Annotated in this window: 9 protein-coding genes; 1 reads left to right on the forward strand and 8 read right to left on the reverse strand. The window is 39.9% G+C overall.

The window, feature by feature from the left end; all coding sequences use genetic code 11:
- Window positions 1-227: 227 nt before the first annotated feature.
- Window positions 228-959, forward strand: coding sequence for a FadR/GntR family transcriptional regulator (locus tag AC0UA9_RS11520; RefSeq protein WP_475660197.1), 732 nt, complete (start codon window positions 228-230; stop codon window positions 957-959).
- A gap of 380 nt (window positions 960-1,339) precedes the next feature.
- Here AC0UA9_RS11520 and AC0UA9_RS11525 read toward each other — a convergent pair whose 3' ends face one another.
- From AC0UA9_RS11525 to galU, 8 genes are all read right to left on the reverse strand, one after another.
- Window positions 1,340-2,221: an NAD(P)-dependent oxidoreductase gene (locus AC0UA9_RS11525; protein WP_475660198.1), complete on the reverse strand. Its 882-nt coding sequence runs from the start codon at window positions 2,219-2,221 to the stop codon at window positions 1,340-1,342.
- Between the two features lie 440 nt (window positions 2,222-2,661).
- Complete coding sequence (locus AC0UA9_RS11530; protein ID WP_475660219.1) at window positions 2,662-5,763, reverse strand: TonB-dependent receptor; 3,102 nt, start codon at window positions 5,761-5,763, stop codon at window positions 2,662-2,664.
- A 654-nt stretch (window positions 5,764-6,417) separates the two neighbouring features.
- Window positions 6,418-6,744, reverse strand: a complete 327-nt coding sequence (locus AC0UA9_RS11535) for a YbaB/EbfC family nucleoid-associated protein (protein ID WP_475660200.1) — start codon at window positions 6,742-6,744, stop codon at window positions 6,418-6,420.
- A gap of 99 nt (window positions 6,745-6,843) precedes the next feature.
- Window positions 6,844-9,054 carry a DNA polymerase III subunit gamma/tau gene (gene dnaX, locus AC0UA9_RS11540; RefSeq protein WP_475660202.1) on the reverse strand — a complete coding sequence of 737 codons (2,211 nt, stop codon included), beginning with the start codon at window positions 9,052-9,054 and terminating at the stop codon, window positions 6,844-6,846.
- Between the two features lie 3 nt (window positions 9,055-9,057).
- Window positions 9,058-9,621, reverse strand: a complete 564-nt coding sequence (apt, locus tag AC0UA9_RS11545; RefSeq protein ID WP_475660204.1) for an adenine phosphoribosyltransferase — start codon at window positions 9,619-9,621, stop codon at window positions 9,058-9,060.
- Between the two features lie 61 nt (window positions 9,622-9,682).
- Complete coding sequence (locus AC0UA9_RS11550) at window positions 9,683-10,066, reverse strand: response regulator (RefSeq protein ID WP_475660205.1); 384 nt, start codon at window positions 10,064-10,066, stop codon at window positions 9,683-9,685.
- Between the two features lie 171 nt (window positions 10,067-10,237).
- Window positions 10,238-11,941, reverse strand: coding sequence for a glucose-6-phosphate isomerase (pgi, locus tag AC0UA9_RS11555; RefSeq protein WP_475660207.1), 1,704 nt, complete (start codon window positions 11,939-11,941; stop codon window positions 10,238-10,240).
- A gap of 115 nt (window positions 11,942-12,056) precedes the next feature.
- Window positions 12,057-12,956: a UTP--glucose-1-phosphate uridylyltransferase GalU gene (galU, locus tag AC0UA9_RS11560; protein ID WP_475660208.1), complete on the reverse strand. Its 900-nt coding sequence runs from the start codon at window positions 12,954-12,956 to the stop codon at window positions 12,057-12,059.
- Window positions 12,957-13,382 lie beyond the last annotated feature (426 nt).

A 13,382-nucleotide genomic window follows, 5' to 3' on the forward strand; every position in this document is an offset into this window, starting at 1 on the left:
ATATTACCAACCTACATTACCAATAAGTAAAATCAAAACAACAGGTGTAATACCAGCTTATTCATTATAATTTACACTTCCTTAATCAATTGTTTATACCAATATGACATAAAAAAGCAGCATAAAATGAAAAAAAAGCTGATTTTTTTTGCCAAAAGCTTGATAAATATATATGATATCCTAACAGATTAATCTTTTTAATAATGATAGATAGTTAAGGAAGTATTATGGCCAACCGCAGGTTGTTTTGGCGCATTGTCGAAAATATTGAAGCGTCTATAGACTCTGGCATTTATACTGTTGGCAACCGATTACCGCCCGAAAGAGAGCTTGCTGAAATATTTAACGTCAGCAGACCCACCATCAGAGAAGCGATTATTGCACTTGAAGTAAGAGGCCGTATTGAAGTAAAAACCGGCTCAGGGGTATATGTTCTTGAATCAGCCAACGCGGCAAACGCTGTTGAAAACATTAACGCGTTTGAAGTAACGCAAGCAAGAGCACTAATTGAAGGGGAAGTTGCGGCTATTGCAGCAACCACAATAACCGAACCTGAGCTAGAGCTACTCAACAAAACACTGATCGACATGGAAAACAACCATAATACAGCGCAAGCAGATGAAGAGTTCCACAGCATTATAGCCAACAGCACACGTAATGCTGCCATGATACTGTCGGTAAAAAACTTATGGAATTTACGCTCTTCTACTCCTGAAATCATTGAAGACTACAATAGTGTGTGTAGCTCTGACAACGCGCAAACATTGGCTGAGCATAAAAATATTTACGATGCGTTAAAATCAGGTAATTCAACAAAAGCTCGCCAAGCCATGCACTGCCACTTTAACCGCCTTATTAATACCTTATTCGATGCAGCTGAAACAAGAGCACTTGATGAAATAAAGCGTAAAAACAGTGAACAACGCGGGCTTTACTCAATCCCTAGCACCAACTCATAAACTCATGCATTAGCAAACCTACCAACAAGTAACGGTTGGTAGCTTCTTGCTCGCTTAAAACAGTCACACACCTAACCCCAACTTACTGCAGTTATCACCGCCACATACCCCCTTACAGTAACCCTGAGCTAATTGCCTTGAGGTTGTTTGTGTAAAGCAGTTGGTTTTTCACACGCCTTTACACCCAGCACAATAACCGAGTACTACTTCACCAACGACTTTTACCAACGACTGCTCTGATAAAACCTCTGTCAGTGAAAGCAAAGCGACCGACAAAAAAAAGGCCTTTCAAATGAAAGGCCAAAGAGAGAAGTGCAAGACCAATCCCATCAAAAAAACATGTATAACTCACCTGAATAATACAGGTAAACTAAGTCAAACTACTTCGTTAACTTAGTAAAGTAATCAAAGATTACAGGAACATCATTTTGTCCAAGACCTGCATCAACTGCAGCTTGCAAGTTAGCAGAAGTGCCTTGAGCAATTAAAGACTCACTACCTAAGTCTGCAACCATTTGGTTAAAGTAACCTAAGTCTTTATTAGCATTAGCCACTGAAAAACCTAATTTTTCTTCGCCATCTACCGCATAGAACTTAGTGAACTGCATAAATGGTGAGTTAGACGGACCTGCAGACATAATGTCAAACAATTGTTGACCATCAACACCGGCTGCTTTAGCGATAGCAAAAGCTTGAGACATGGCTGTAACCGTCGTCATGCCAATAAAGTTATTAATTAACTTGGTTGTATGACCAGCACCTAATTTACCCAGGTGAAATACGTTTTCGCCTTGCTCTTCTAATAAAGGTTTAACTTTATTGAAAGTGTCAATATCACCAGCTGCCATAATGTTTAACAAACCATCTTTAGCGTGTGCAGGCGTACGGCCTAATGGCGCATCGATCATGCCTACACCTTTTTCAGCAAGTGCTGCACCAATTTTAATGGTTGAAGCTGGAATTGACGTACCAAAGTCAATCAAGGTTGAACCTTCTTTAATACCTGCTAAAACACCGTCTTCACCAAAAACAATTTTCTCAACAACAACAGAAGTTGTAAGACAAAACTCAACAATGTCACTTGCTGCTGCTAATTCTTTAGCCGAGGTAAACTGAGTAGCGTTACCACGAGCCAGTACAGCGTCAACTGCATCTTGGCTAAGATCCATTACGTTTACTTGAAAACCACGTTTTTGTAAATTTTCAACCATGTTGCCGCCCATAAGGCCAAGGCCGATGAAACCAATAATAGGTTTTGTCATGTCTAACTCCTAAATATATTTTATGTTTCTCTGAGTATTAGATCATTCATCTAAGGCTCAGATTAATACTTGATATAAGTACCAAATTAATTAACGGTATAAACCAATGTTAGTTGCAAAGCCTTTAGTTATGTTTGCACTAAACACCAACTTACTCTAAATCTAAATACTAACTTTGCCAGAACAAAACCATCCTAACGAAGGGTGACCACTATGTCAACCAATAATAGTATTTTGGTAATAACTAAAGGTAAGTCAATTGAGTCAACTAACAACACCAAATGCGCAATAAAGTTATTAATAAAAAACGCAGTATTTAACTTAAGCCAAATACTGCGTTATATTTTTTAACGTTTGAAGTGCTAATACTTATCTGGTAAAGCACGAGCACTTTACCATAAACACTAGCAACACTCGGGTTAAGGTTAAGCTATTATCGCCTAGAAGCGGTAGCTAGCACCAAAAGTAATACGACGGTCTGTTATACCTTGAGCACACACCATAGCACCTTTGTTCACACAATATTGAGTAATATCTGATTCAGTTAAGTTCACTGCTTCAACCCCAATATTAAAGTCGTCGTTGATGTCATAACTTATACTCGCATTAAGTTGGCCTCTGTCATCGGTAACAACAGGGAAACCTAATGTAGAGTTAAGGCTTGCACCCGCCGCAGTATCTTCTGTACGGTACGCTTCACGCCATGTGTAACGGAATCGAGCAGAAAGACCATGCTTCTCATAGTAAATGGCAAAGTTATACGCGTTTTCAGAGAAATCAAGTAGACCTTGGTTGGTGCTTACAGTAACAAACTTGCTGTCGTCATAAATACCATTGATAGCATTAAATATATCAGTACCACGAGTTGCTGATGTATAAGTAGCAGAGCCACCTTTATAGTCTTGAATGGTATAGTTCGCTAAAACACCAAAACCTGACGCCCAACCTAACTCATCTTCAAAACTAGACAAGTCATACTGGAAAGCCATTTCTATACCAGATTGTGTCACTGTCGCAGCGTCATTAAATTTAGATTGACGGTCGACACATAAACCTTCGGTATTAGGGTCACCTAAAGTGTTTGGCTGTACTGCTGGATTCCAGATACCACCACCTGAACAACTTGGGTTATCATCACGTAAACCATTAGCATCTAATGTTGCACTGTCTAAAGAGGTGACAAATAAGTTAGTGCGGTCTTTTTGGAAGTAACCAATACTAACGACTGCTGCTTCAGCAAAATACCATTCAGCTGATAAGTCAAAAGAAGTCACTTCTTCTGGTTCTAAGCCTGCATTACCAAGCTCTAACGCTTGGTTTTCATTTGTACCATATGACACAGATGTATTTAAATCACCAAAATCAGGGCGTAATATATCTTTACCCCAACCCAAACGTAAAACAACATCATCGGTAACATCTGCAACAATGTTTACACGCGGTAAGGTATAGCTGTAATCAGCTGTTGTTGTTACAGGTGTAACAATACCATTACTTACAGTATTACCTGTTGAAGCAATATCAGACGTTAAGTGACGCACACCGAAATTACCACGAACCATTTCATATTCAAAGTTTGCTTGCGCATATAATGCGTGTGTTTCTTCTTCAATGTTAAAGGCAGCAGTGTCACCTGGGGTTAAATCAGGAAGGCTTGGTGAGCCACCCGTTATCGCAGCATTATCAATCATTGCTTTTGATAAAATGTCAATGATGCCATCTGGATCATCAAATGAACGTTCTGGGTCAATAATAAGAAAGTTACGCATCGCTAGTTCACGACCATCAGCACTGCCAAAATGGCTAGGGCCGTCAACAAGAAGCTCTTCAAATAACGTACCATTGGGGCTATCAATCATTTTACTAAAGCCACCAATACGGTCAGAAATAGTTAAAGCAGCATGTTTAGTTTTATTATAACGGTAACCCACATCTACTGAGGTAATGATATTGTCATCAATAAAGTAAGTAGTATCAACACGGAATGCTGTATCTGAGTTTTCACTTGAACTTTGAGAAATATCAACCTGATCTAACACAACATTTTCAGGGTTGTGGAGGTCGGCAATACTTGGTGCGTAAGGTGAATCAAAATCAATACCAAAAGTTAATGATTTACCTGTTAAGTCATAAATAAAAGGTACAGCATTATCGTTATCTGTAGAGCTGGTAATATTACCATTTTCATCTAAATCAGACAGCGGTGTGTTTGGGTTGATAAAGTTCAACTGAGAGTTAAATGACGGTGTTCTCGTTTTAGATTTAGCATGTGAGATTTCAGCACTGACAAATAAGTTATCACCCTGCCATTCGCCACCAAATCGATAAACTTCAGAATCAGTAACACGTGCACCAGTATCACTGTTAAAACGTAAGTTTGGATCTGAGTCTTTTACGTCAAAAAAGGGTTGAATGGTACCTGTTTGAGCCGCTTGAATGCTACCTAGGTTTTGGCCATTAAGAGAGCCAAAGTTAATTGTTTGGAATGAGTCAGGTAAATTATAATTTAGCGGGCTCGCAACACCAGATGCTTGAACACGTGTACTGTCTTGACGTTGTTCTTGGTTTGTTATTATCGCATCAACGAAAAACTTCATATCTGCATTGGGTGCGTATTCAAACGTAGTGGCAATATTTTTTGTTTCATATTCAAAGTTTTCTAATTCTTGGTTTAAGAATTGAATACCAAGAAAGTCGAATTCTTGAGCGATTGGTCTGTCTTCGGCTTGATTTTCTAATTCACCACTTCTTATTACGTCAGCATTCTTATTCTCAACCAAGCTGCCATCACGGTCAACACGTGGACGAAAAGATGTTGCTTCTTGTCTAGAGTAGCTACCACTGATAACAAAACCGACTTTGCCACCTGAATTAAGTTCCCAATTATCACCATAGGCGCCTGAAAAACGAGGCTGTACCCCATCCGTAGTAAGACTACTGTCTTCACCTTGTACACGAAGTGAGCCTAATGTTTCTGATAACTCTAATGGACGAATAGTACGCAAGTTTACCGTACCACCAATAGAACCTTCTGTTGTTTTCGCTTCCGGTGATTTGGTGATTTCAACACCCGCAATAATTGCGGCAGATAAATCTTCAAACTTCATGCCCGTACGGCCACCACCAGTACCTACTGTAGAAGCACCGTTGATTTCAACTCGGTTAGCATTACTACCACGAATTTGTACGCCAGTACCTACACCAGCTGTACGGGTGATTTGAATACCCGTTACATTTTCAAGTACTTCTGCTAAGTTTTGGTCTGGCAGTTTACCAATGTCAATCGCGTTGATAATTTCTGTTAAGTTATCTGTATCGCGTTTTTCTGCTAGAGCGCTAGTTAATGAACCTCGCATACCTGTTACGGCAATAACTTCAATTTCTTCATCTTGTGCAGCGGTATTTGCTGTTGGCTCTTCTGCTGCTACTGCCGCAAATGGTAAGGCCAAACCTAAGCACGCAACCGATAAATTATTGCGAATGTTTTTAGTTGAAAATAATTGCTGCACCGTAGATGCTAGCTTTGTTTTTTGAGTTGTCATTACGTTTTTCATATTTCCCCACTTTATGGTTTTATTCTTTAATGTCGTAATTTTGTAATGTTTAGAATGTAATCTGTAATGTTTTAATCTTACTTTATAAACAATATTAAACTAACCAACAAAAAGAAAATTGTCAACAAGGTATTATTACCAATAGTGATTTATTTTCACTTACCAAAAACAAACCAGGTAAGTCCACTTTGTAAACCAGTGAAAAATAAGAAAAATATACCAATACTAGCCCAAACGATGAATTTACCTTGTACAATTATCCCTCAAAAAACACTCTTGATAGTTAGGAAGCTATACTAAGAGTTTCGTACTAAGGGTGAAGTGTATAAACGTGAAGTGTATAAACGTGAAGTGTATAAACGTGAAGTGTATAAACGTGAAGTGTATAAGCGTGAAGTGTTAAGGGTGAAGTGTATAAGCGTGAAGTGTTAAGGGTGAAGTGTTAAGGGTGAAGTGTTAAGGGTGAAGTGTTAAGGGTGAAGTGTTGAGGGTGAAGTGTTAAGCGTGTGTTGTAAAATGGATCGCTAGCCTCAGACCTGATCATCTAAATCAAATTGCTAGAAAACTTGGACAATGTGACCCAAAGTCGACCCATTTAAAAATCATTGAAACTAAATAACTGTTTTAGTTAGATAAAAAACACTAAAATGGCATTTTCATCCCTGGGGGTAACTGCATACCGCCTGTTAATGCGCCCATTTTTTCTTTATTTTGCTCTTCTACACGGCGTACCGCGTCATTGACCGCAGCGGCAAGTAAATCTTCTATCATGTCCTTATCATCTTCCATCAAGCTATCATCTAGCTCAACTTTACGTACATTGTGGCTACCTGTCATCGTCACTTTCACCATGCCTGCACCAGACTCACCAACCACTTCCATATTTGCTAATTCTGCTTGCGCCTTTTGCATCTTCTCTTGCATTTGTTGGGCTTGCTTCATTAAGTTGCCCATGCCGCCTTTCATCATTTTACTCTCCAATAAATTGTTTTACATTAGTCTTATTTCTTAATATGGTGTCAAATATAAATTATAAAAGTGTTAGCAATAAAAAATATCGCACTAGCACTAAATTGCCACAATGCTATCTTCGTCTAAGGTTGCTTGAAATGTGTGCACTAAGCTTTGTACTATGTCATCTTTTATTAATAATTGTTTGGCATAAACATAACGTTTATCGTTTATGTCTGACTGAATTTGATAAGGGTCAGCAACCGTTTGCGCTACTATGTTAATAACAACTTGCACTTCCCGGGCTAAAAACTGGCTAATACTCTGTTGTAACTGTTGTTGTGCTACCTCAGTGTACAAGTGTTTAGTTGCTTGGTTTAAACTGAGAATTAACGTGTTGTCGGTTGAGTTTTCATCAATGGTTGCATGAATCGCTAACTGCCTTAAGCGTGCAGTGAGCTCCATTGAGTCAATCATATGTGCCCATTGGTCAACTTGGTTCGCTTTACGAATAATAGCAGGATCAATAGCGTCTGCTTGATAAGGCTGTTCAGGTTTAGTCAGTACTGCCGTATTATCCACGCTTGGTGCTGTACTGACATCGTCCGCACTGATGCTCTCAGCGGCAGTTGCCTCCATACCAGCACTGCTATTAGCTCCCCCTTTGCTTTCCTCGACAGTATTGCGCTGTAGCGTGTCAGTATTTACCCCGGTTTGCCTAGTTTCCTTAACTTGACGCGCTAGGGCGCCATCAGACTTTTTTCCTTGCTGCTCCAATTGTTTTTTGCGACTACGCAGCATATTTCTTGTCGCGATCACTGAGCTAATTGGGCTATTAAACGTAGCAGGCTCACTTGGCGTTTGTAACTGTGTGGTTGCGGTTTCAACGGTTGGCACGTCTGGCGCTAAACTTTCTGTTGTCAAAGTCTCTGCTGCTAAGTTTGTCGCAGACGGAATTGGCGGCTCACTAACAGTGTTGGGTATAATATCAGCAGGCGCTGACGTTGCAGCCGCTTGCGCTAATACAGGCTGATGCACTGGCTCTGGCGTAGTCGGCAACACAACGTGTTGTTCTACCGCTTGTTGTTCTATGTCTTGCATTTGTTGCGCTAACGCTTGGTCATCTACTGGTTGCGCTGCAGTATACTCATTATTAATATCATTTGTCTGAGCGATATTGGGTCTATCTGCTATAGCCGTTTGTTCAAGGGAGCTAGCATTTGCTTCTGGCAAAGCTTCTTTTTGCATCGGTTTAAAAGCAAGCAGTCGCAACAAGGTCATATCAAAGGCGGCTTGTTCATCTGGCGCATAAGGTAAATCTTTGCGGCCATTAAGACATATTTGGTAATAGAGCTGCACATCTTCTGCGGTTAATGCCTGGCTAAACTTTTTCAACAACTGTGCATGCTCTGGCGATAAATCAAATTGCTGCTCGACCAGTTGTACTAGCGCAATTTGATGAAATAACTGTATCAGCTCGGCATATAAGCGACTATAACTTGGGGCATAGCTCGCTATTTCTTGGCTGAGCGCCATTAAACTCGCACCGTCTTGCTTTAATAAGGCAATAACAATTTTATAGACCCAGTTTTGGTCTACCCCGCCCAACATTTGCTGAATATTGGCAAGCGTAATATTACCTTGGCCTTGCGCAATTGCTTGGTCTGTTAAACTTAACGAGTCACGCATACTACCACGAGCCGCTTTAGCAAGGAGTGTTAAAGCCCCCTTATCATGAGTGACGGCTTCATGGCCTAATATGTCTGTTAGTTTACTTTCTATTTGCGTAACAGTGAGCGCCTTTAAATGGAACTGTAAACAACGCGACAACACAGTAACCGGCAATTTTTGTGGATCTGTGGTCGCTAAAATAAATTTTACATGTTCAGGCGGCTCTTCTAGGGTTTTCAATAAGGCGTTAAAACTGTGGCGCGACAGCATGTGTACTTCATCAATAAGGTAAACTTTATACCGCCCACGGGTGGGGGCATATTGCACATTGTCAAGCACCTCACGGGTATCGTCTACTTTAGTTTTAGAAGCTGCATCTATTTCAAGTAAATCAACAAAGCGCCCTTGATCAATCTCTAAACAAGTATCACATTGTCCACAGGGCGTTGCGGTAATACCGGTTTCACAGTTTAAGCTTTTAGCAAAAATTCTGGCAATGGTTGTTTTACCCACACCACGGGTTCCCGTAAATAAATACGCATGGTGTAAACGTTGTTGCGCCAAGGCATTAACCAGTACAGTAACAACATGTGCCTGCCCAACAAGCTCTTCAAAGCATTTAGGACGCCATTTTCTTGCTAAAACTTGATAGCTCATTATTTACTCACCCGCATATTGCACCAGTGAAAAAGGTTTTAAACCTGAGGCTTCTAGCCGTTTTTCGCCGCCTAAGTCAGGTAAAGAAATAACAAAACCGGCATCGTCAACTTGTGCGCCAATACGGCGTATTAATTTAGTTGTTGCTTCAATGGTACCGCCAGTGGCGAGTAAGTCATCAATAATTAATACTTTGTCATTGGCACTTAAGGCGTCTCGGTGAATTTCTAATACGTCTTCACCATACTCAAGTTGATATGCTTGTGCGTAAGTTTGTCTTGGCAGTTTGCCTGGTTTGCGCACGGGAATAAAACCAATATCCAAGGCTAACGCTAATGGGGCACCAAATAAAAAGCCGCGTGCTTCCGTACCTACAATTTTAGTGAAACCTTGGTTTTTATATTTATTTGCGAGTAACTCAATCGTTAATGCAAAGGTTTTTGCGTCTTCAAGTAGACTCGTGACATCGCGAAATAGAACGCCTTCTACCGGATAGTCAGGAATGGCTTTTATAGCGCCTTTAAGTTGTGCTAATTGTTGTTCAGTCATTACTGTTCTTATTACCATTGAAATTTAACAAGGACAAAGAATAAAACAATTTAAGCAAAATTTATAGTAGTGTTATCGTTTATAACGCGACTTTTGCTAAAGCATGATTAGTGATTCGCGCGACTGTTGCTATAAACTTCTCTTCGTTTAACGGCTTAGTAATTATGTCGTTGAACAAGGTATATTCCGGCAAGCTTTCTACGCACTCTTTACTTTGCGTGGTCATAAACAAAATAGGTGTTTGCGCGCAAAAAGGTGTTTGAGTGAGGTTTTTAGCCAAGGTAGCACCATTCATTAATGGCATTAAATGATCAACAATATAAAGATCAAAATTCTCTTTTTGTGCTTTTTCAAAGCCATCTAAACCGTTGACTGCCGTACTAACGGTATACCCCATGGGTGTTAATAGTTTACTAACATGCTCTCGCACATTTTTTTTATCATCAACAACTAAAATATTCATATAAAATTTCGTGCCTATGTACTGCTATCAGCCTATGCTTATATCAGCCTAAGTGAATTATAAAAAATGTAGAAGGTTCTATCAACGTTTAACCGAGCATACTCTACCTTAAATGCTGCTAATTAAAAAGGACCTAATATTGATTTAAAGCAAGATACTTTACTAATTATTTTACCCGCTCCTGTCTTTATTTTTAGCCACCTTACCCCACTGCGCTATTAACTTAAGACTTGATGACGACATGCTACTCTCTGTAGCCTGGTCATCCATATAGGTAAGTACTTGCTCACTTAATTGTTTGCCTAATTCAACCCCCCATTGATCATACGAATTAACCTGCCACAAAGTACCTTGTACAAATATTTTATGTTCATATAATGCTAGCAATGCGCCAAAGTTTTGAGGCGTTAGTTGGGTCATTAACAAGGTATTGCTGGGCGTATTTCCTGGCATTGTTTTATGTGGCGCTAACAAAGCACTGTCGCTTTTGCTCATGCCTTTATTCACTAATTCTGCTGTAACTTGTGCAATATTTTTACCTTGCATTAACGCTTCACTTTGTGCAAAACAATTAGCGACCAGTATTTTATCGTGTTCCTCTAAGCTATTATTTCCTTGTAAAGCAACAATAAAGTCGGTGGGAATAATGTCATCCCCTTGGTGCATCAACTGCATAAAAGCATGTTGACTGTTTGTACCTTCTTGACCAAAAACAATTGGGGCAGTAGGCCAGTGAAGTGCATTACCCTGTGTGGAAACTGATTTACCATTGCTTTCCATATCGGTTTGTTGCAAATAACCTGGCAACGCCCTCAGGGCATGGTTATAAGGCAGCACAGCCAAATGAGCATAACCTAAACCATTACGGTTCCATAACCCAAGTAATGCCATTAGCACAGGCATATTATCCGCAAAGTCGGCTTGTTGAAAGTGCTTATCCATTTGATAAGCCCCCGCTTTAAAAGCATTAAAATGCTGGTTACCAATAGCTAGAGCAAGGGGTAAACCCACAGCAGACCACACAGAAAACCGCCCACCAACCCAGTCCCACATTGGCAGTACATGGTCAGCGTTTAAACCAAAGCTTACTGCCTTTTCAACATGGCTACTAATAGCAAACCATTGTTTTTTAATGGCGTCACTCCCCATGCGCGCTGCCTTGTCTGGGCGCAAGTTACCGTACTCAGCGCACAGCTGCGCTCGCATCCAGCTCTTAATAGTTTTAGCATTTAATAACGTTTCTTGTGTGGTGAAGGTTTTAGAAATTATCACTACTAGGGTTGTACTAGCCTTAAGGCTATTCAGTTTGTCAGTGATTGCGCTACCGTCAACATTGGCAACAAGATGCACCTTTAACCCTGTACAGTGATACGGTTGCAAAGCGCTTAAACCAACTTTAACGCCATAGTAAGAGCCTCCAATACCAACGGCTAAGACATCAGTGAACTTCTCACCGGTCGCACTTAATTTTCTCCCTTGCTGTACATCATTAACAATAGCTGCCATACGCTGCTCTGTTGCTTGTACTTGCGTAGCTTCTGTGGCTAACACTTGTTTTTTAACCTGTTCAGGCGCTCGCAATACCGTATGCAAAACAGCGCGTTGCTCGGTATTATTAATTTTATCGCCACGAAACATCGCCTGAACTTTTTGTGTTAAGCCCTCGTTTTTTGCCCAGTCAATCAAGGCATCTAGCTCTGTTTGGCTAATATTTTGTTTGGCATAGTCAAGGTAAAGGCCAGCTGCACTAACAGAAAAACAGTCGGCTCTATTATTGGCATGGTTTGCCTCTTCGGCTGGTTCAAACAATGAAAAAATAGTCCGGCATTTAGCCAATGCTGCTTTTTCTTGTATAGATTTATTAAAAAGTTCCATATTGAGTAATCTACTGTTTGGTGAACAACTGTTAAATAATTGACTGTTTTATCTGTGTATTGCTTTATTTATTAAGGTGTTTAATGGGCGGAATGACTCACCGCCCTACCCCATATTATAGTGACAAGGTTTTCAAATACTGTGTAAACTCTTCGCCTAATGTTTCATGGCGCATGGCATATTCAACATTCGCTTTCATATAGCCCAACTTAGAGCCACAATCATGAGACTTACCTGTCATATGAAAAGCTTCCACTGTTTCTTTGTCCATCAGCATAGCAATGGCATCGGTCAATTGTATTTCATCACCTGCGCCCGGCGGGGTTAATTTTAATAACTCCCATATTTTTTCTGACAATACATAGCGGCCAACTACCGCTAAATTTGACGGTGCTTCATCTATTGCAGGCTTTTCAACAATGGCTGTCATCGCTTTAGAGTCACCTGGAGTTAACTCAACATTGCCACAGTCAACCACACCATAATTACTGACTTCTTCCATAGGTACAGGTTCAACCATTATTTGGCTATACCCACCCACGTCGTTATAGCGAGCCAACATTGCTGCTAGGTTTTCAGTTTTTAAATTAGCCGTTGAGCTATCTAAAATAACGTCGGGTAGCACCACAACAAAGGGTTCATTACCAATAATAGGACGTGCTTTTAATACCGCATGCCCCAAGCCCTTTGCTTCACCTTGGCGAACATGTAGTATAGTCACATCTTTAGGGCAAATAGCCTGAATTTCATCAAGCAACTGGCGTTTAACACGTTTTTCTAATGTGGTTTCAAGCTCAAATGATTTGTCAAAATGGTTTTCAATGGCATTTTTAGAAGAATGAGTTACCAAAACAATTTCTTTAATACCTGCAGCAACACATTCGTCAACAATATATTGAATTAATGGTTTATCAACAATAGGTAGCATCTCCTTAGGGATAGCCTTTGTTGCAGGTAACATACGGGTACCTAAGCCAGCCACAGGAATAACGGCTTTGGTGATTTTCTTATTCATACTAAATCCTTGTCTTTGTGTTTTCATTTTTGATTTCAATAACAAAAGTATAACATATGCTACGCACGCATCACCCTAATAGTCTGTAAATTAAATTGCTACCACCGATTATGTCGCGCTACAAAGCGTATTAGCCCTTTAATTAATTTGTAAAATAAAGTTTCTCTACTTGTTGCAGATATATATGTCAAGTATCATAGCTCGCGCACAATGGTTAAGTCGTCACATAATGCTTATTTTACTTTCATGGTTAACTCAATGGTTTTACCCAATAACTTCAACTTTATTAACAGCTTAACAGCAAAATTACCGCATAAAAAAATAGCACAAGCGCTGAGTCTTGGCTTGTTAATTTATATTGCTTTTATTTTAGCTAAAATCACATGGTTAATTGTGCCTAGCACTAGCCAAAGCGTTGGGCATGAA

This window comes from Colwellia sp. F1 (genome assembly GCF_056238625.1).

Bases quoted from the DNA above. Each gene is read 5' to 3' on its own strand.
- AC0UA9_RS11520 (WP_475660197.1), top strand. From the start codon at position 228: ATGGCCAACCGCAGGTTGTTTTGGCGCATTGTCGAAAATATTGAAGCG.
- AC0UA9_RS11525 (WP_475660198.1), bottom strand. From the start codon at position 2,221: ATGACAAAACCTATTATTGGTTTCATCGGCCTTGGCCTTATGGGCGGC.
- AC0UA9_RS11530 (WP_475660219.1), bottom strand. From the start codon at position 5,763: ATGACAACTCAAAAAACAAAGCTAGCATCTACGGTGCAGCAATTATTT.
- AC0UA9_RS11535 (WP_475660200.1), bottom strand. From the start codon at position 6,744: ATGATGAAAGGCGGCATGGGCAACTTAATGAAGCAAGCCCAACAAATG.
- dnaX (WP_475660202.1), bottom strand. From the start codon at position 9,054: ATGAGCTATCAAGTTTTAGCAAGAAAATGGCGTCCTAAATGCTTTGAA.
- apt (WP_475660204.1), bottom strand. From the start codon at position 9,621: ATGGTAATAAGAACAGTAATGACTGAACAACAATTAGCACAACTTAAA.
- AC0UA9_RS11550 (WP_475660205.1), bottom strand. From the start codon at position 10,066: ATGAATATTTTAGTTGTTGATGATAAAAAAAATGTGCGAGAGCATGTT.
- pgi (WP_475660207.1), bottom strand. From the start codon at position 11,941: ATGGAACTTTTTAATAAATCTATACAAGAAAAAGCAGCATTGGCTAAA.
- galU (WP_475660208.1), bottom strand. From the start codon at position 12,956: ATGAATAAGAAAATCACCAAAGCCGTTATTCCTGTGGCTGGCTTAGGT.